19 protein-coding genes are annotated in these 19740 nt (G+C 41.5%); 14 read left to right on the top strand and 5 right to left on the bottom strand.

Annotation, left to right across the window (positions count from 1 at the left end; genetic code table 11):
• Nucleotides 1–32 precede the first annotated feature (32 nt).
• The 3 genes from MB380_RS08650 to MB380_RS08640 all read right to left on the bottom strand — a co-directional run bounded on the left by MB380_RS08650 (nucleotide 33) and on the right by MB380_RS08640 (nucleotide 2328).
• Complete coding sequence (locus MB380_RS08650) at nucleotides 33–1136, bottom strand: endonuclease/exonuclease/phosphatase family protein (protein WP_253534617.1); 1104 nt, start codon at nucleotides 1134–1136, stop codon at nucleotides 33–35.
• Nucleotides 1137–1627: 491 nt separating this feature from the next.
• Nucleotides 1628–1828: a helix-turn-helix transcriptional regulator gene (locus MB380_RS08645; RefSeq protein ID WP_253534615.1), complete on the bottom strand. Its 201-nt coding sequence runs from the start codon at nucleotides 1826–1828 to the stop codon at nucleotides 1628–1630.
• Nucleotides 1825–2328, bottom strand: coding sequence for a hypothetical protein (locus tag MB380_RS08640; RefSeq protein WP_253534613.1), 504 nt, complete (start codon nucleotides 2326–2328; stop codon nucleotides 1825–1827). Before MB380_RS08640 ends, MB380_RS08645 begins: the two co-directional genes overlap by 4 nt.
• 138 nt (nucleotides 2329–2466) lie before the next feature.
• On the opposite strand from MB380_RS08640, the gene MB380_RS08635 reads away from it, so the two are divergent.
• The gene (locus MB380_RS08635; RefSeq protein ID WP_253534611.1) at nucleotides 2467–2874 is read left to right on the top strand and encodes a group III truncated hemoglobin; all 408 of its coding nucleotides are present in this window, start codon (nucleotides 2467–2469) and stop codon (nucleotides 2872–2874) included.
• A 30-nt stretch (nucleotides 2875–2904) separates the two neighbouring features.
• On the opposite strand, the gene dacB is transcribed toward MB380_RS08635, so the two are convergent.
• Nucleotides 2905–4347, bottom strand: coding sequence for a D-alanyl-D-alanine carboxypeptidase/D-alanyl-D-alanine-endopeptidase (gene dacB / locus MB380_RS08630; protein WP_253534609.1), 1443 nt, complete (start codon nucleotides 4345–4347; stop codon nucleotides 2905–2907).
• A 154-nt stretch (nucleotides 4348–4501) separates the two neighbouring features.
• Here dacB and MB380_RS08625 point away from each other — a divergent pair, with 154 nt between their 5' ends.
• From MB380_RS08625 to MB380_RS08565, 13 genes are all read left to right on the top strand, one after another.
• On the top strand, nucleotides 4502–5923 hold the full coding sequence (locus MB380_RS08625) for an MBL fold metallo-hydrolase RNA specificity domain-containing protein (RefSeq protein ID WP_253534608.1): 1422 nt from the start codon (nucleotides 4502–4504) through the stop codon (nucleotides 5921–5923).
• 26 nt (nucleotides 5924–5949) lie between these two features.
• Entirely contained in the window at nucleotides 5950–6906 is a 957-nt protein-coding gene (locus MB380_RS08620) for an acetyl-CoA carboxylase carboxyltransferase subunit alpha (protein ID WP_253534606.1), read from the top strand.
• A gap of 167 nt (nucleotides 6907–7073) precedes the next feature.
• Nucleotides 7074–7544, top strand: a complete 471-nt coding sequence (locus MB380_RS08615; protein WP_253534604.1) for a hypothetical protein — start codon at nucleotides 7074–7076, stop codon at nucleotides 7542–7544.
• Between the two features lie 127 nt (nucleotides 7545–7671).
• Nucleotides 7672–8292: an HAD family phosphatase gene (locus MB380_RS08610; RefSeq protein WP_253534602.1), complete on the top strand. Its 621-nt coding sequence runs from the start codon at nucleotides 7672–7674 to the stop codon at nucleotides 8290–8292.
• A 32-nt stretch (nucleotides 8293–8324) separates the two neighbouring features.
• On the top strand, nucleotides 8325–9473 hold the full coding sequence (locus tag MB380_RS08605; protein WP_253534600.1) for a site-2 protease family protein: 1149 nt from the start codon (nucleotides 8325–8327) through the stop codon (nucleotides 9471–9473).
• Nucleotides 9466–10035 carry a 1-acyl-sn-glycerol-3-phosphate acyltransferase gene (locus MB380_RS08600; protein WP_253534599.1) on the top strand — a complete coding sequence of 190 codons (570 nt, stop codon included), beginning with the start codon at nucleotides 9466–9468 and terminating at the stop codon, nucleotides 10033–10035. The genes MB380_RS08605 and MB380_RS08600 overlap by 8 nt, the downstream gene beginning before the upstream one ends.
• Nucleotides 10036–10061: 26 nt before the next feature.
• Nucleotides 10062–11234: a PLP-dependent aspartate aminotransferase family protein gene (locus tag MB380_RS08595; protein WP_253534597.1), complete on the top strand. Its 1173-nt coding sequence runs from the start codon at nucleotides 10062–10064 to the stop codon at nucleotides 11232–11234.
• Entirely contained in the window at nucleotides 11231–11611 is a 381-nt protein-coding gene (locus MB380_RS08590) for a hypothetical protein (protein ID WP_253534595.1), read from the top strand. The genes MB380_RS08595 and MB380_RS08590 overlap by 4 nt, the downstream gene beginning before the upstream one ends.
• A 32-nt stretch (nucleotides 11612–11643) precedes the next feature.
• Entirely contained in the window at nucleotides 11644–11940 is a 297-nt protein-coding gene (locus MB380_RS08585) for a cell division protein ZapA (RefSeq protein ID WP_253534593.1), read from the top strand.
• Between the two features lie 152 nt (nucleotides 11941–12092).
• Nucleotides 12093–13658 carry a ribonuclease Y gene (gene rny / locus MB380_RS08580; RefSeq protein ID WP_253534591.1) on the top strand — a complete coding sequence of 522 codons (1566 nt, stop codon included), beginning with the start codon at nucleotides 12093–12095 and terminating at the stop codon, nucleotides 13656–13658.
• A gap of 135 nt (nucleotides 13659–13793) precedes the next feature.
• Nucleotides 13794–14558 carry a type I methionyl aminopeptidase gene (map, locus tag MB380_RS08575; protein ID WP_253534589.1) on the top strand — a complete coding sequence of 255 codons (765 nt, stop codon included), beginning with the start codon at nucleotides 13794–13796 and terminating at the stop codon, nucleotides 14556–14558.
• Nucleotides 14559–14804: 246 nt separating this feature from the next.
• Nucleotides 14805–15842, top strand: a complete 1038-nt coding sequence (locus MB380_RS08570; protein WP_253534588.1) for an aldo/keto reductase — start codon at nucleotides 14805–14807, stop codon at nucleotides 15840–15842.
• A gap of 80 nt (nucleotides 15843–15922) precedes the next feature.
• Entirely contained in the window at nucleotides 15923–16315 is a 393-nt protein-coding gene (locus tag MB380_RS08565) for a DUF1398 domain-containing protein (RefSeq protein ID WP_253534586.1), read from the top strand.
• Between the two features lie 67 nt (nucleotides 16316–16382).
• On the opposite strand, the gene infB is transcribed toward MB380_RS08565, so the two are convergent.
• The gene (gene infB / locus MB380_RS08560) at nucleotides 16383–19628 is read right to left on the bottom strand and encodes a translation initiation factor IF-2 (protein ID WP_253534578.1); all 3246 of its coding nucleotides are present in this window, start codon (nucleotides 19626–19628) and stop codon (nucleotides 16383–16385) included.
• Nucleotides 19629–19740 lie beyond the last annotated feature (112 nt).

Here is a 19740-nt window from a genome sequence, read left to right as displayed (position 1 = left end):
TGTTAGTACAGCTATTTAGGTATTATATTGGGTTATCTTTTGAAAGCATACTGCGCCCAGACCGGGTAATGGTCTGAATACGGCTTATCTGAATAGGTTCTGAAATTTACGGTTTCAAAGTAATTTTCGTCAAAGAACTGATTATCTATTCTTAAAAAACCCGGGGGATAATGATACGTAAAACCAAAGCCGCGCCCCCTGGCCTCAAAAGCGTTGTTCAGGTATTTTCTGGTTCTACCGTAGGCATAGCCATAAGGCACCTCGTTGAAATCGCCGGCTATAATTACCGGATACGGGCTTGCTTTTATCCATCGTTCCAGTTCAATCATCTGGATGATTCTGTCCTTAAAACCATCACGTAATTGGTGATAAATGGTTTTGGCTTCTTTTTTAGCTCTTTCTTTATCTTCTCCGGCCTCCAGCACTTTCGTAACACGCACACCCATTGACCTCAACTGAACGTTCATTACCCTAATGGTATCGCGGCCTACAACGATATCGGCCGCCAGCAAACCGTTATGATTAATAGCCCAATGCTTTTCTTTTTTCTTGATGATTGGATACCTTGAAAAAATAGCCAGCCCTATGGCGCCTTGCCCCTGGTCGTTGCCGGGTGTTGAATGCACATAGGTGTAATGTTTATTTTTTTCCCTGAATCGCTTAATCAGGGCAAATTGCCATCTGCTGTCGAGATTGTATAATTCCTGCACACATTTAATGTCGGCGTCAATGTCTAAGGCTGTATTCATAATATTTACAGCACCTGATTTACCACTGCTGGGGTCAAAACGTTCGGTATCAGACCACATCAGGTTATAGGTAAGAACAGACAGTGTTTTTCTTTTATCTGCCTCTACGGGTTGGTGCCATACAAAGGTTCTTAAAATAAGCGGAAAACCAATTGCCAGAACAATAACTGAAATTAGTGCCCGTTTTGACCTTCTCAAGGCCCAGATTAAAATAAAAAAAATATTGAAAAACCAGGCAATCGGGAGCGATAATGTCATGAATCCCCCCAGCCAATGCTTAACACTTACCGAATAACTGAGCTGATATACCAGTAAGGTATACAGGGCAGTTATCATATTCAGCAAGAATAAGATTCGCTTTAATGAAAGTCTGAGGAATTCTGTCATTCTATTAAGATTTCAATTCAGATATAAGTATCTGAAATTGGTGTATCCCCGGTAGTTGCAGGTATTATGATTCCTAAAAATAGTGGCTTAAGTTGAAAACATAAAATGATGAAAAGAATTATATACTCAATTGTTTAAAAATATTGTACCTCGGCCCAACACCTTATAACTATTTATATAAAACACATAATTTTTCAAACATTTTTTAAAGCGGTGTTCTAATCAGGCACTAATTTTTGAAGACAGTTAATCGGGAGGCATCCTTAAATAATCTTATTAAATCTTTGTATTTTGCCAGTCTGTCGAAGAAAAGTACAAATCAGGTTAAATATATCCGTTTAATAATATTTACGGTGTGCTTCGTGCCTGAAAACACCGAACCCCGGCCATAAGGCAAGGGTCGGTTTGCTTTTTCATAATTATTGTAAGTGTATAAACATTGCGGGTAGGTTTCCGTAATATTTATGGTATTTATATCCGCCCGAAGGCAATCAATCATTTTCATCTAATTCAAAAATTTCTTCTACCGGCTTGCTGAAAACCCGCGCTATTTTCATAGCCAATATAGCGGAGGGTACGTATTTATTACTTTCAATGGCATTGATGGTTTGCCTGCTTACCTGAATGCGCTCGGCTAAATCGGCCTGGGTTATATTCAGGATAGCTCTTTCGATTCTGATTCTGTTTCTCATGCCTTTAATTGTTTTGAAGCCTCGAAAGAAGGCTTAATGAACAGAATATAATGAAACCTGATAATAAAAAACAGCAGTGGTGTGAACATGTTATAAACGATGACATTAAAAAAAGCACTGCCATGAATAAAAATAGTGGCCAGTATTAATAGCCCGAAATTAAGATAAATGGCCCATTGCAACGATTCCAGACGGATTTTTGAAACGTATTCGTCTTCAATCTTTACTCTGGAAAAAGCTACAAACAATAAACCAATGATGGTACCTACGGATGCTACCTCATCAGTAAGGTTCAATACAGATATTTCTTCATCCGTACTTACTTTGCTACTTCCAAACGTAAAAGTATCTGTGAAGTAGTAATGGAAAGGAAGTTTAACAGTGAGCCAGTCAAGCTCATAATTGCCTAGCATAATAAATAAACCCAATGCCAGAGATGGGATGGCTATAATCCAGCCGATTAATTTGTAATGATGCGGAAATAAAAACCTTGCTTCCATAATTTTGTAGTGTTTTAATAAATGTTAAGTTTAACGAACCAAATGTAAAGTATAATTTACATTTAGACAAATATATTTAACATTATTTTAAAAAATTTACTCGCCTAGAACCTATATGATTTTAATCAGGTTTTTAAAATGAGTACTTCATTAGTTTTGCAAAAAAAATGGGAGATGAACGATATTCAGAACAGAGCAGATATTGAGAATCTGGTTAAAAGTTTCTACAATAAAGTGCATAAAGATGCAGACCTTGCCCCGGTTTTTGAAATGCCAGAAAATGAATGGGACAGACATTTAACAAGAGTGGTAAATTTTTGGGAGAACTGGTTGTTTCAGACAGGCAGCTATGACGGCGGTATGATGTGGGTACACATGGAGGCTCACAAAAAACATGGCCTAACCACCGAGCGGTTCGAAAAATGGCTTGCTTTGTGGTTTATTTCAACTGACACCCTGTTTGCCGGGCCGCGAGCTGAATTTGTAAAAAAGAAAGCGCTTGAAATAGGCCATATAATGAACGCAAAAATGGGTGGCGCTATCTAGCCACCACCCATTTTTAGCAAACTAATATTATCAGATTTCTACCATTAGTTTAATCATATCTTCCAGATACTTTCTTGCTTTTCTGTCGGCGCCGTCGGCATAACGGTTAATAATAAATGTAAAAGCCATCAGTTCGCCGTTAGAAGCGGTATAATAACCAGAAAAAGCCCTGGTATTGGCTATTGAACCACTTTTAGCCCGTACATTCCCGGCTGCTTTTGAGCCTTTCGCCAACCCCTGAACCGTGCCGTTAACGCCCACGGTCGGAATCCCGGCATAAAAATCTTTGAACGCGCCATCGGTACTCATGGTAAACAAAATATCTGTCAGGTTATTGGCTGTCAAAACACCTGATGGAGACAACCCGCTGCCATCGCGCATCATAAATCCCTGCAAATCAACGCCTCTTTGCGCCCAAAGTTTTTTAACGGCTTTCACGCTTCCATCAAAACCGGCGTCTTTGTTAAGTGCATATCCTACAGTTTTTAAAAAGGCATCGGCATACAGATTTATACTCTGAAAATTGCAATGCTGTGCCAGAATAGACAAACCAAGCGACTCATAAGTAAAAATCGGGCTTCTGGGCTTATCAGAAGGTCTGAACCTCGTTTTATACTGCTGCCAGCTTAAGGCCATGTTGCTTACCTGCCCTTGGAGTTCCTGAAATTTTAAGTACACATGATGAGCCAGCAAATAAGCGGGGTCTGGCAAAGAACCTTTCACTACAAAACTGGCAGGGCCCATAGGTACGGTACCTTCTGCTACAATAGTATTACTGAGTGGTGTGTTATATACCATTACATTATCGCCAGAGCCACGCTCGCCGGTGGTTACTTTGCTGATAAGCGTGATATCAGGAACTGCCGGAGAAATTCTGGTTATTGGCGCTTCTGAGTTCAGGCTTCTGGACGGTTTGAAATAAATCTCATATAAATTTTCGTTCACATTCAGGCCACTTACACCTGCACCGTAATAATTACCTATATCACCCCAGACCCATGAGTCTGCCAGCGTATTTTCCGGAAAAACACTGCCGTCGCCCAGTATATAGCCCTCAATTCGTTTAATACCAAAATCTTTGATTTGCCTGGCAAATAAACTGACCAGCTGTTGAAAATCAGGCCCTACTCTAGATGAACCCAGGGAGGGGTCGCCGGTGCCTCTTATGTAAACATTTCCTTTCAGCACACTATCGGCCAGCGTACCGTCGTATTCAATAAAGGTCTTGAATTTATAGTCAGGCCCCAGTACCGACAACGCTGTGGCTGTTGAAACAAGTTTGAGCGTTGAGGCTGAGTTAACCGATTTGCCGGCATTGTATTGAATTTTATACAGGCCGCTTTGAGTAGAGCGGATAGAAGCCGCTACCGTGCCAGTACTGATTTCGCGGTCGTTCTGAATAGTATCTAATAGTTGCTGAAACTTTTCGAGAGGTGAACCAAGTTGTAATAGAATAAACAAAAATAGCTTCATTGAAACACTGTAAGTTTTTGGGCAAGGCAATTGATAACAACGAATTTAAAAAGAATGCTTAGCAAAAAAAAGATTTCTTTCCTTATTTTTGTGTCCGGATATGAAGCAAAAACCAGTTTGTTTGATATTCTGTAATATTTGATAACATTTTCGTATGAAAATAACTTTTTGGGGAGCGGCAAAGCAGGTTACAGGTAGTATGACCCTGCTTGAATTTGATGATGAATACAGAGTTCTGATTGATTGTGGTACTGATTTAGAAAGAGAAAATAACCCCGAAAAAACAAGGTATGAATACGGAATTTTCCCGTTTGACCCTTCGCTTATCAATTTAGTTATTCTTACTCACGCCCATATCGACCACTCAGGTCAGATTCCTAATCTATACAGAGAAGGCTTTGAAGGCCAGGTGCTTTGTACAAAAGCAACCATGGATTTAAGCGAATTACTGCTGCTGGATTCGGCGTCACTGAATCAGCGAAAGTTCAAGATGATTCACGACAGCAAAAAGAGGTCTAAAAAGAAAAAAGATATAGATTCGCGTGAGTTGTATCTTGACAGGCAGGTAAAAGAAGCCATTGAGAATTTTGTACCTATTGCCTTCGACCAACGCTTTAAGTTTAAAGATAACGGTTACCTTACTTTTATACCGGCTGGCCATTTATTGGGCGCAGCACACGTTTATATTGAATTCTGGGAAGACGGCCGGAAAAAAACTTTAGGGTTTTCGGGCGATATTGGCAGAAAAAATTATCCATTGCTGGTTGACCCTCAGCCACTTCCGCCAGTTGATTACCTGATAACTGAGACCACCTACGGCGACAGGCTTCATATTGACCAGGGCGAAGCTGAAGTGCTACTGGCTGATATTATTCAGAAAGCCTGCATAGATGTACCCGGGCGTTTGATTATCCCGTCATTTAGCGTGGGGCGTACCCAGGCCATGCTTTACACTTTAAATAAACTATACACCGAAAAAGGCTTTACACCTATTAAAGTTTTTACCGACAGCCCATTGGCCAAGGCCAGCTCGAGGGTGTATGAAAGGAGCGCTAAACTGCTGAACAAACCGGCCAGGGCTTTCCTTGAAGAAAATGAGTCTTTGTTTGATTTTGAGAATCTGATATATTTGGAGTCGAATCAGGCCAGTAAGGCGGTTTCTAACCATGCCGAACCATGTATTATAATATCGGCATCAGGCATGGTACAGGGTGGCAGAATTGAGCATCATATTGAAGCCAACATTAGTAATCCTTATGCCACAATTCTGATGGTGGGCTATGCCAGCGAAGGCACGCTTGGCTGGAAATTACTGAACGGCGAACGGAAAGAACTCAGCATCAGAGGCCAGAAACTTCCGGTTAACGCAACCATTATGAGAATAGATGTTTTTAGCGGGCATGGAGATTTCAAAGATTTGACTAATTTCGTAACCTCGCAGGATGCCGGCCATCTAAAAAAGGTGTTTCTGGTACACGGCGAACACCAAACCATGAATAACTTTAAAATTACACTTGAACAATCAGGGTATACACAAGTTGAAATACCCGACAAAGGACAAACTTTTGAAATTTAATAAAACCCCATAGAGGTTAATCATTTATGAGAACTCTTCTTGATTTTGAAAAACCAATTGCTGAGCTTGAAGCCAAGCTTGAAGATATGAAACGTCTGGCAGATGAAAATAATGTGGATGTAAGCGAAGCCGTAAGAAGCCTGACAGATAATATTCTGAATTTGAAAAAAGAAACTTTTTCAAATCTTACTCGCTGGCAAAGGGTACAGTTATCACGCCACCCGGACAGACCCTATACTTTAGATTATATAGAAAAAATATGCCAGGAATTTCATGAACTACACGGCGACCGAACAGTGAGGGATGATCCGGCTATTGTAGGTGGTTTTGCCAATATAGACGGAAAAACCATTATGCTGATAGGCCAGCAGAAAGGGCGCAAAACCAAAGAAAGACAATACCGTAATTTTGGTATGCCTAACCCTGAAGGCTACAGAAAAGCATTAAGGCTGATGAAACTGGCTGAGAAATTCAATAAACCAATCGTTACTCTGATTGACACCCCAGGGGCTTTCCCTGGCCTTGAAGCAGAAGAACGCGGACAAGCAGAGGCCATTGCGCGTAACCTGCGCGAAATGTGTGTTTTGAAAGTACCTGTTATTTGCATTATTATCGGCGAAGGTGCATCCGGAGGAGCCTTGGGTATTGCTATTGGCGATAAAGTAATGATGTTGGAAAACTCTTGGTATTCTGTTATATCTCCTGAAAACTGCTCTACCATATTATGGCGCAGCTGGGACTACAAGGAACAAGCCGCCGAAGCCTTGAAACCTACCGCCACCGATATGCTTGAAAACAAGTTGATTGATGGTATTATTGAAGAGCCGCTGGGCGGTGCACATCTGGACTGGGAAGATATGTCGCATCGCTTGAAAAGCCGTATTCTTTCTGAAATTGAGCTCCTTGAAAAACAAACTCCTCAACAAAGAATTGATGCCCGCATAGATAAGTTCTGTGCCATGGGTTATTTTGAGGAGGCGTAAAAATACATTTATTTACGATAAAGCGGGTAATGGCTGTGGCTGTTATCCGCTTTATGCATTTAATTATTCAGTCGAAAATGACAGGCAAAAAATTATTTAATTTTTTTGTTATCGTTTCCAACCCCAACCCATCTTTAATAGTCAATACAGCAAAACAAAACTGTAAAATGATAAAAAACTTCCTTTTCTCGCTCGCTGTCACTTTAGCCCTCATTAGCTGTGAACAAAGAGAATGCTGCATCAATATTGATGCCTTTGCAGATATTTCGGTTATTGAGAAATCTACCGGTAAAGACCTGCTGAACCAGAGTGAACCTAACCATATTGATATAAATAAGGTAATGCTTGAGTTCTCTACTGCTCCCAAACAAAAACAGAGTATCTCATCCATATCAATAAGCAAACCTTTGTTCTTTCAAAATAATGGTAAGTCTACTCTAAGAATTTTCCCTACAACATTCGAGCCGCTCGGAGCAGAACATACTGTAACCATTTACTGGACAGATACTAATACTGACAAACTTAAGTTTGAACTAAAACATGAAAAACAAAATACATATACCGACAAAATATTTCTAAACGATACCCAGGTATGGGATAGAAACAAAGGTTACAAGACTATAACTATCGAGAAATAAGGATTTGTGGTCAACCTTTGATTTTTTTTAATTCCGAACATTCAGCTTACAAAATATTTCAGAAGTGTCAGACGTTTAAGAACAGTTTGACACTTTTTTTATTGCCCCAATTCTACTATCCATCTTTATGAAATTTAAAGCCGTTATTTTTGACTTCGGTAACGTAATCATTAACATCGACGTACCCCGCACTTTTCAGGCATTTTCAAAACTCACCGGAAAAAAACAGGCTGTAATTGAAAAACTGGTGGCCGAGAATCAGTTATTCAGGCGCTACGAAACCGGGCAGTTTACTGATATTGAGTTCAGAGAAATTGTCCGGCAAACAGTTGGGTTTCCATTAAGCGACCAAGAAGTAGATACCGCCTGGAACTCCTTACTGCTTGATATCCCTGAAGATCGTATTCAATTGCTTGCCGAAATCAGAAAAAAATACCCTGTTTATTTACTTAGTAATACCAACAATATACACATTGAGGCTTCAAACAACTATCTGAAAAAGACGTTTGGTGTATGCCATCTGAACGAGCTGTTCGACCAGCTTTTTTTATCCTACGAAATAGGCATGTGGAAACCCGATGCAGATATTTATTATCACGTGCTTAAAACCATCAATCTGAAACCCAATGAGGTACTTTTCTTTGATGACAACGCCCACAATATCCAATCAGCCAGGGCTTTGGGTATGAACACAATATTGGTTGAACCCCCAACTTCAATCATAGAATATTGTAAAACGATTTTTTAAGTCGTTTCTTTGTGTTTCAATAATTATCTCTAATGAAGCAAAACCGAACATTACTCATACAACTTGCGCTATTTATTGTCACAATTATTACCACTACACTAACAGGTGCCGAATGGATTTTTGGAAATTCATTTTTTTTTAGTTCCAAACCAATGGGTTGGGAAGAGTTCCTGACAGGCTTTCAATATTCTATACCATTTCTTGGTGTTCTGACAGTACATGAGTTCGGGCATTATTTTGTTGCCAAAAAACACAAAACTGATGTTACCCTACCCTATTACATACCATTGTGGCTTGGCGGGTTAAGTTCTACATTTGGCACTATGGGTGCATTTATTCGTATAAAAGAACGTATCAACTCAAGGGTTAAGTACTTTGATATAGGCATTGCCGGTCCGCTGGCGGGTTTTGTGGCCGCACTGGTTGTACTTTGGTACGGATTTAGTCATTTACCAAGTCTCGACTACGTATTTGAGTTATTCCCTGTTCTGAAACAATATGGCATGGAATACGGCCATTTTCTGGAAACCAGCCCCGACTATTTCTCAGTTAAACTCGGCGATAGCCTGTTATTCAGTTTTTTTGAGAATTACGTAGCCGTAGGAGATTTGCCTCACCCTTATCTTTATACCAATTATCCAATCATATTTGCCGGCTATTTATCATTATTTTTTACTGCGCTTAATCTTTTCCCGATAGGCCAGTTAGACGGCGGCCATATATTATACGGGCTCATTGGCGACAAAGCCTTTAATATTGTTTCACCAATATTATTCACCGGTTTTGTGTTTTATGCCGGTTTAGGTACTTTCAATGCGCATGAGTTTCAGACGGTAGACTCTGAGGCTTTTCTTGATTTACTATGGAAATTTGTGCTTTATATCGTTTTTAATTACTTGTGTTTTTCAAGAATTTCTGAAAAACTGGTAACAAATTGGCTCATAACCCTAAGCGTTATTGCGATTCAGTTAATTATCACTTATTTTTACCCCACGGTTGAAGGGTACTCGGGTTTTCTGGCTTTTGGTTTAATGATTGGCCGTTTTCTGGGAATCTATCACCCCCGAACCTATGATAACCAGCCACTGACACCCGGAAGGAAGATTCTTGGTTGGATTGCCCTGTTGATTTTTATTTTGTGCTTTACACCAAAGCCTTTTACTATAATACAAAATGTTTAGTTGGCTGTCAAAATCTGTTTTCAGGTTAGCAGGCTGGAAAACCGTACATAACCTACCCGATGACCTGAAAAAGGGGATTTTTGCAGTTGCTCCACATGCCACCTGGCTCGACTTCCTGATTGGCGTTGGCGCCAGGGCAGACCTTGGCATATCAATAGGCTATCTGGGTAAGGCCGAGCTGTTCCGCCCTCCTCACGGGTGGTTATTTAAAGCCCTGGGCGGTACGCCTGTAGTGCGTACCAGAAGTACAAATTTTGTGCAGCAGGTAGCGGCAACGTTTAATCAGCATGCCAGTTTGCTGGTAGCCATTGCCCCCGAAGGCACAAGAAAAAACGTAAAAAAGCTTAAAACCGGGTTTTACTATATGGCGCATACCGCAGGAGTGCCCATCATTATGGTAGGTTTTGACTACCCCCGAAAAACTGTTTTTTTAGAAAAACCATTTTACACCAGCGGCGATTTTGAGGCCGATATGAAAGCCTTTTTCGTGCCTTTTTTTAAGCAGATTGAAGGAGAAAAAAAAGACTGGATAGATAATTACGAAAAAGGCATTTTTAATTAAATATACTAGAGGATTAGCAGCGAATAATGAAAAAGCAAACAAAAGCAATACGGATACAGACCAAGCGCTCGCAATACAGAGAGCACTCTACACCTTTGTTTCTGACCAGTAGTTTCTGTTTTGAAGACGCCGAGCAAGGCAAAGCTCTTTTTGACGAAACCCTTGAAGGCAATATTTACTCACGTTTTTCGAACCCTTCGGTTCAGGAGTTTGTAGATAAAGTTTGTATGCTCGAAAACTGTGAAGACGGCATTGCTACAGCAACAGGTATGGCCGCTGTCTTTGCCGGATTCGCCGCACACCTTAAATCGGGCGACCACGTGGTTTCTTCAAGAGCGCTTTTTGGGTCGGCGCACCAGATTCTTACGCAGATACTCTCTAAATGGGGCGTTACTTATACTTACCTTGATGCCACAGCCTCTGAGGCTGAGTGGGAAGCAGCCGTGCAACCCAATACCAGAATGATTTATCTGGAAACCCCTTCAAACCCGGGTCTTGAACTGGTTGACATGGCCATGATTGGGCAAATAGCGCAACGGCATAACCTGATTTACTATGTAGATAACTGCTTTGCTACCCCGATTATCCATAATCCGGCCGATTACGGTGCTAATCTGATTGTACACTCTGCTACCAAATTTATGGACGGCCAGGGGCGTGTATTGGGTGGAGTTATAACCGGCACCAAAGAAACCATCGCACCTGTTCGTTTTTTCTGCCGCCACACGGGGCCGTCAATGTCGCCTTTTAATGCTTGGATATTATCAAAAAGTCTTGAAACACTTGAGATACGCATGGAAAGACATTGCCAGAATGCCTTGAAACTGGCTAAAGCGCTTGAGAAAATGACGGGTATAATCAATGTAAAATATCCTCATCTGCCGTCGCATCCGCAGTATGCGCTGGCAAAAAAACAAATGAAAGCCGGAGGCTCAATGGTTACATTTGAGCTGGAAGGAGGCTTTGAACGTGTAAACCGATTTACACAGGCTTTAAAGATAGTTTCTTTATCTTCGAATCTGGGTGATGCCCGAACCATCATTACCAACCCGAATACCACCACTCATAGTAAACTACCCAAGGCAGATAAAGAAGTACTGGGTATCACAGAAGGATTGATAAGGGTTTCGGTTGGCCTGGAAGATATATCAGACTTAATTGCAGATTTTAAACAGGCAGCTAAAAAGAGTATGCAATGAGGAAGCTGAGTGTCGAACAAGAATATATAGCCGAAATAGTAAAAGCAGAAAACATTCAGGCATTTACTATTTTCAGCCAACTTACCGACAAACTGATTTATGAAAATAAACAATCAAAAGACAGTATTCAATTGCTTAACTCTCAGTTAAAAGATTTGCATAAAATAATCAGGCAGAAGGACGAGGAGATAAAAAAACTAAAATTAAAGCAACGGAATCAAGAATTTATTGAAAAAAATAAAGAAATTAAAAAAGAAAGTGTTAAAATTGTAGCAAATAAAGTACGACAGTCTGAAGAAAAAGCACAATTGAAGAAAACAATAGAAGATTTAATAAGAGAGATTGATGTGTGCGTTGAGTTGTTGAACGAGGATTAGAATATATAACAGGCCCTGAGAAAAGGCAAACAATGGCAGATAATGAAAAAATAGAAATCAACCTGACAGTGCTTCGGAGGGTTGTTACGCTTAAGGTTCAGCCGGAGTTAGAGCCTTATTTTCGCGAAGCCAATGCCCTTGTCAATCAACGCCTGAGTTTTTATATTAATAATAATAAAGATGCTGTGATGGATTTCCTTGATTTCCTGATTATCATAGCCATTGAGGGGATAGTTGAAAACCAAAAAAACCAGGATAAATATCTTTTATTACAAGAAGAACTGGATAAACGGCTGGAAGAACTCAGCAATCGCCTTTCATTAAACTAAAAATTCTTCATTTCTTCAAACGCGCTTTCCTGCTAGCCTGTCATCAAATCATTTTTGTTGCGTTTTTATCAAATCCCGCAGTAGCCGGGTGTAAAAACCTTATTTGCAAAAATGGTTTTTGTAACATTCATAATTTTTAAACATATAATTTGATGTCAGAAATCATCACTATGCTCTTCTCAGACCTGTTAGCTTTGGTAATAGGTTTCTTTGTAGGCAGGGCATTTATTAAAAAAACATTCCAAAGCAAAGAGGCAGATGCCGAAATACGTGCCAATGAAGTACTAAAAAATGCCCAGCAAACAGCCGAAAACATTAAAAGAGACAAAATTCTGGAAGCCAAAGAACACTTCCTGAAATTAAAGTCGGAGTTTGACGAAGAGGCCAACAAACGCAAGAACATCATTATTCAGAATGAGCAGAAAGTAAAGCAAATGCAACAGCAGGCTGCTCAGATGCTAGAGCAAAACAAACGCAGAGAAAACGAACTGGATACACTGCAGCACAAACTGAATGAACAGATTGAAGCTGCCAACAAGCGTAAGGAAGAGGCTGATAGAATGTTGAACCAACAGGTTGAACAATTAGAAAAAATAGCTAACCTGACAGCAGACCAGGCCAAACAACAATTGATTGATGCCCTGAAGGGTGAGGCTGAAACCAAGGCGTCGTCTTACATCAAACAAACCATTGAAGAGGCTAAACTGGCTGCCACTAAGGAATCGAAAAAGATAATTATTGAAACCATACAACGTACAGCCTCTGAACAGGCCATTGAAAACTGTGTGTCGGTATTCAATATTGAAAGCGACGAGGTAAAAGGTAAAATTATTGGTAGAGAAGGCCGTAATATCCGTGCCCTGGAAGCGGCCACGGGTGTTGAGGTAATTGTTGATGATACCCCGGAAGCCATTGTGATTTCAAGTTTCGATCCTGTACGTCGTGAAATTGCTCGTTTGTCGCTACACCGTCTTGTGCAGGATGGCCGTATCCACCCAGCCCGTATTGAAGAGGTAGTAGGTAAAACTAAAAAAGACATCGAAAACGAAATCGTTGAAATTGGTGAGCGTACCGTAATTGATTTAGGAATACACGGGCTGCATCCTGAACTTATCAGAATGATCGGCCGTATGCGTTTCCGTTCATCTTACGGGCAAAATTTACTGCAACACTCGCGAGAGGTAGCCAAAATGTGTGCTACCATGGCCGCTGAGCTGGGCTTAAACGCCAAACTTGCCAAGCGTGCCGGTCTTTTGCACGACATAGGCAAAGTATGGCACGAAGAGCAGGAACTACCACACGCCTTGTTGGGTATGGAGCTTGCCAAAAAATATAAAGAACACCCTGAGGTAATAAACGCCATTGGTGCCCACCACGACGAAATTGAGATGACCTCAATGATTTCACCAATTGTTCAGGTTTGTGATGCCATCTCTGGTTCTCGCCCTGGTGCAAGACGCGAGATGATGGAATCTTACGTACAACGTTTGCGCGACCTGGAAGACCTGGCGCTATCTTTTAGTGGTGTTGAAAAATGCTACGCCATTCAGGCAGGCCGCGAACTACGTGTGATAGTTGACTCTGAAAACGTAACCGACGAAATAGCCAGCAAACTATCGTTTGATATTTCGCAACGCATTGAAAAAGAAATGCAGTATCCGGGCCAGATAAAGGTAACGGTAATACGAGAGATGCGAAGCGTGGCTTATGCAAAATAATTTTTATCAGTAACAAAAAAGGCGTTGGAATCAACGCCTTTTTTGTTGGTAGCCTATTTGCAAAAACAAGTTCCGGAATATGAATCATAACCAGGATACAATTGTTAAAAAACAAAAAGCATAATTCTGTAAATCATGTCTATCACAAAAGAAGCAGAACTGGAAGGAATGAAAAATGTGAGCGAGGCAGTAGCCATTACGCTTAGAGAAATGCGTAATTTTGCCAAACCCGGCATGACAACCAAACAACTAGATGATTATGGTGCTGGAATATTAGCAAAATTAGGTGCCAAATCTGCGCCTTTGCTTACCTACAGTTTTCCGGGTACTACCTGCATTAGTGTTAATAATGAGGTGGCACATGGTATCCCTTCAGAGAAAAAAATATTACAAGAAGGAGATTTAATCAATATAGATGTATCTGCTGAACTGGATGGGTATTGGTCTGATAACGGTGGTTCTTTTGTTTTGGGCGCCGACACCCACCATCATACACAACTGGTGGAGGCATCAAAAAGTATCTTAAAAAAAGCCATCAGCCAGATTAAAGGTGGAGTAAAAATTGCTGATATTGGTAAGCTCATAGAAACTGAAGCTAAAAAGGCTGGCTTTAAAGTTATCAGAAATCTGACAGGCCACGGTGTAGGCAAAAGCCTGCATGAAGAGCCCCACGAAATTGCCAATTATTACGACCGCTACAACACTCAGAGATTCAGAAAAAACTCGGTTGTAGCAGTAGAAACCTTTATTTCCACCCACTCTACAATGGCAGATACCCAAGCCGATGGATGGACCCTCCTGGGCAACAAAGGCGGCTACGTGGCACAGCACGAACATACAATTGTGGTAACAGCAGACAAACCGGTAATTCTGACAGAAATGAACGGTATTTGGGAGTGATTTTATTGAGCGACTTAGTTAGTTAGTAGTAATGTATTCTATTTACTATTGAAAATGCAAATCATCGGATCAGTTTAATATTAATCCATAAAAGAACTAATCTATACCACCGAATATGTAGATGAAAATAATTATGTCAAACCTGAAAAAACACTAAACCACTCATTCACTAAATCACTCATTCACAAATCACTCAATCACAAATCACTCAATCACTCATTCACTCAATCACTAAATTATAATAAAATGGAATACAGACAACTAGGGGCATCTGGCTTGCAGGTATCGGTATTAAGTTTTGGTACTGCCACATTTGGCGGTGGAACCGAGTTTTTTAAAGCCTGGGGAAGCACACAGGCAGAAGAAGCAACCAGACTGGTAGATTTGTGTCTGGAAGCAGGTATTAATCTTTTTGATACTGCCGACATCTACTCGCAAGGGCTATCAGAAGAGATTCTGGGTAAAGCCATTGAAGGCAAAAGAGACAAACTACTCATTTCTACAAAGGCAACATTTACTTTTGGTGAGGGGCCAAACAACCAGGGCTCAGGCCGTTTTCATTTATTGAAACAAGTTGAAGGCAGTCTGAAACGCCTAAAAACAGATTACATTGATGTTTTCCACATGCACGGTTTTGATGGTAATACACCCGTAGAAGAAACCTTGAGAACCCTTGATGACCTGATACAAAGCGGCAAAATAAGATATATTGCGGCTTCTAATTTTTCTGGCTGGCATTTAATGAAATCGCTTGCGGTTTCTGAAAAATACGGGTGGAACCGCTACGTGGCTCATCAGGTATATTATTCACTGGCCAACAGAGATTATGAGTGGGAACTAATGCCATTAGGCATAGACCAGAAAATTGGCGCTATTGTTTGGTCGCCGTTGGCGGCAGGTTTGTTAGGTGGGCGCTATAAAAGGAACCAACCCAAACCGGCCGATGCACGCGTGGCACAAGGTGGCAGCCCAATTCCATCGGTAGTAGTGAATGATGAGCTATTGTATAATGTAGTAGACGTACTAGAAGAAATAGCCGCAGAAACAGAAAAAACAGTGGCTCAGGTAGCTATTAACTGGGTCTTACAAAGGCCAACGGTGTCGAGCATAATTGTTGGGGCACGCAATGAAGAGCAACTTAAACAAAACTTTGGCGCAATTGGTTGGAACCTGACCACCGAGCAGCTTCAAAGGCTTGATAAAGCCAGCGAAATTGCGCCTGTTTATCCTTATTGGCACCAACGCCAGAATCTGACCCTGAACCCGCCACCAAAATTTTATTAAACAAAGCAGGTAAACGTTTTTTTACAATTACAGAACCTCTTAGTTGCTGACCTTTGTGTAAACTTTAAAACAACAATAAAATGTTTACACTAGGTCAGATAAAAAAAGCGCAGGCCAAAGTAAAAAGTGGGGCCGATTTCCCAATGTATATTAAAGAAATAGCAGGTCTTGGTGTTTTGTATTACACCGTTTACATAATTGATGGTCATACCGATTTTGTAGGTGCAGATGCCATTACAGCCATATCTGAGCCAAAATATGAAGCGCTGGCAATTGCTGACGAAAGTAATGTAGAATTGTTTAATGCCTATCTGAAAGCGCATCAAAAAGGTGAAAGCGACTATTTTACTTTTTGCAGGCACGCGGCTGAAACCGGCATAGAAAAATGGGCGGTAGATGTAATAAACCTTACTTGTACTTACTTTGATAAAAAGGGTAATGAATTAATAATAGAAGCCATACCTGAAGTTTAACCGGTATAAAAGAAACGAGGCAATCTGAAAAGACTGCCTCGTTTTATTTTGGTTTACACTTAAACTTTTAAAGTGTACGTTTTACCTCTTTAATTTCGAAACTCTCGATGGTGTCTCCTACTTCAATATCATTGAAGCCTTTCACGCTCAAACCACACTCAAAATTGGTTTTCACTTCGTTTACATCATCTTTGAAACGTTTCAACTGAGATATTTCACCTTCGTGAATAACAATACCCTCGCGGATAACCCGTACTTTGTTGTTCCGTTTAATGCTACCATCTGTAACATAACAACCGGCAATAGTACCAACTTTGCTAATCTTGAAGATTTCTCTTACCTCAACCGAACCAACAATGGTTTCTTCTTCCTTAGGTGCAAGCAAGCCCTCCATTGCATCTTTAATTTCGTTGATGGCATCATAAATGATAGAATATAGTCTGATTTCTATTTCTTCCTGATCAGCTATTTTTCTGGCATTATTTGACGGACGCACCTGGAAACCAATGATAATGGCGTCAGCAGTAGAAGCAAGGTTTACATCTGATTCAGAAATCTGCCCTACCCCTTTATGGATAATACTAACCTGTACCTCTTCTGTTGATAGTTTCAAAAGTGAGTCTGACAAGGCTTCTACTGAACCATCCACGTCACCTTTTACAATTACGTTCAACTGATGGAAAGCACCGATTGCCTTACGACGACCAATCTCTTCAAGCGTAATGTGTTTTCTTGCTCTTAAACTTTGCTCACGGATAATCTGCTCACGCTTGTTGGCAATTTCGCGCGCCTCGCGTTCAGACTCCATCACATTAAACTTATCACCGGCTTGTGGCGCACCAGGTAAGCCTAAAATCTGCACAGGAGTTGATGGCCCGGCCTCTTTTATTTTAACACCCAGGTCGTCAACCATTGCTCTTACACGGCCAAAATATTGGCCTGCCAGAATAATGTCGCCCACTTTAAGTTTACCGTTCTGCACAAGTATGGTGGCCACATAACCACGTCCTTTATCCAGCGAAGCCTCAATTACTGTACCAATAGCTGATCTTTCCTGATTCGCTTTCAGTTCAAGCAACTCGGCTTCAAGCAATACCTTATCTAGCAGGTCGCTGATACCTGTTCCTTGTTTGGCAGATACTTCCTGCTCCTGATACTTACCACCCCAGCTTTCAACCAGAATATTCTCTTTGGCAAGGTCTTCTCTGATTTTAGCAGGGTTTGCACCAGGTTTGTCAATTTTATTGATAGCAAAAACAATAGGTACACCTGCATTTTGTGCGTGGTTAATAGCCTCACGTGTTTGTGGCATCACGCTGTCGTCAGCGGCAACTACCACAATTACAACGTCGGTAACTTTGGCACCACGGGCACGCATGGCCGTAAAGGCCTCGTGACCCGGCGTATCAAGAAACGTAATCTTCTTGCCTTTATTCGGGCCGTCTTTCATTTCTACTGAATAGGCACCAATGTGCTGGGTAATACCCCCGGCTTCGCCGGCTGCCACACGTGCACGACGGATATAATCAAGTAACGAAGTTTTACCGTGGTCAACGTGACCCATAATGGTAACAATCGGTGCCCGAGGGTCTATATCTTGCAGGTTCGCGTCTTTATCAATTACGTCAGACTGCACCTCTTCTTCGGCTGAAATAAACTGAACGTCGAAGTCAAAATCCAAAGCAAGCATTTGAATTGCCTCTGCATCCAGACGTTGATTAATGGATACAAACATACCCATTTTCATGGCTGCAGAAATAACCTCTGTAATAGACACATCCATCATAGAAGCCAGCTCTGAAGCCGATATAAATTCAGTTACTTTCAGGATGTTGCTGTCTTCTTGCTCTTGTGCAATACGTTGCTCTTCCTGTTCAGCACGCATCTTCCGCTTATCCTTACGGTATTTTGCTCCAAAGTCAGGGCCTTTGGTTTGCATCCGAGCCATCGTTTGCTTGATTTGCTCTTTTACCTCGGTTTGAGACACCTCTTCCCTGCGTTCTTTTTTCTTCTTAGGGTCAGTACCTTTTTTGGCAGCAGCAGCAGCGCCAGCAGCAACCGGTGCACCCGGCACTTTAGGTCTGGCAGCAGAATCTGCACTATCAACTTTTTCTGCCCTCTTCACGCGTTTACGTTTACGTTTGCGTTTGGCATCGCGGTCTTCAGCCGAACCCGGGGTAGATTTTTTCTCAACAGGTAATTCAATTTTGCCTAAAACTTTCAGCCCCTGAAGTTTTTCTCCTCTTGCCTGAATTAACTCTGGCTCAACCTCCTCTTCCTTAGGTGCTGGAGCAGCAGCAGGCTTCTTGTTAAGCGGCTGGCCTTGTTGCGGTCTTTGTTCAGCGGCAGGCCTGTTTTGTTGGTAACCGCCCTGACCAGACTGCTGAGGCCTTGGCCCACGATTCTGGTCTCTGTTCCCCTGGCCTTGTCGATCCTGACCGGGTCGATCCTGACCGGGTCTGTCCTGACCGGGTCGTTCCTGACCGGGTCTGTTTTGGTTCCAGTTTCCTGGTCTGTCCTGACCTGAACGGTCCTGAGCAGGTCTGTCCTGACCGGGTCGTTCTTGACCGGGTCTGTCCTGATTAGGACGCCCATGAGTGTTATCTCTATCCTGAGGGTTATTACGGCCTTGAGGATATTCTCTTTTGGGCTGATTATCTTTGTTCTGCACATCTTGCGGTGCAGGAGTTGGTTCTTTAGCTACTTCGGCTGGTCTGGCCTCGGCTTTTGGCAGTTCAACAGCCTTCGGCGATTCTTCCTTCGCTTCCGGCGCCTGCACGGGTTTATCCTCTACTTTTGGTGGTGCAGCAGCAGGCTTTTCGGCAACCTCTTTAGTCTCTGCAACAGGCACTACCTCTGCTTTGGGTTTTTCTTCCGCGGCAGGTTCAGTCTTTTGAGGTTCTGGTGTTACTGGTGCAGATGGTTTTCTGTCCAGATCAATTTTCCCTAAAATAACCGGCCCCTGCAGTTTTTGTTCTGCACGAATCGTTTCCACCTCTTTAACAGGAGCAGGTTCAGGGGTATTATCTGCTTTTTTCTCGTCACCTTTTGGTTGGTCTCTAAAATAAAGAATATCCGTATTGCCTGATGCAGGTTTAGAATCCTCCACAGGTTTTGCAGCCACACTTTCTTCAAGCAAAGAAGAATTACTGAATTCTTTCGACAAGATATTCAATTGCTCAAAGTTAAGTTTGGCGTTAGGATTGTTATCAATACGATGCCCCTTATTAGCCAGTTTCTCTACGATGGTGGCAATACCAACGTTAAGTTTTTTGGCCGCAAGGCTTATTCGCATTTCTTTTTGTTCTATCATAAATTAAATTTAAAATCTGTTGAGTTATTTTGAGTTGCCGGATTTATCTAAGAAAGAATTTTAAAGACCTATACCAATCAGATAACACCATTTAATGGTCTGCTGTTCCTTA

Source organism: Emticicia sp. 21SJ11W-3 (genome assembly GCF_024138715.1).
GTDB lineage: Bacteria > Bacteroidota > Bacteroidia > Cytophagales > Spirosomataceae > Emticicia > Emticicia fluvialis.
Note: the sequence above shows the minus strand (reverse complement) of the source record. Positions and strands in the feature narration are given on the sequence as shown.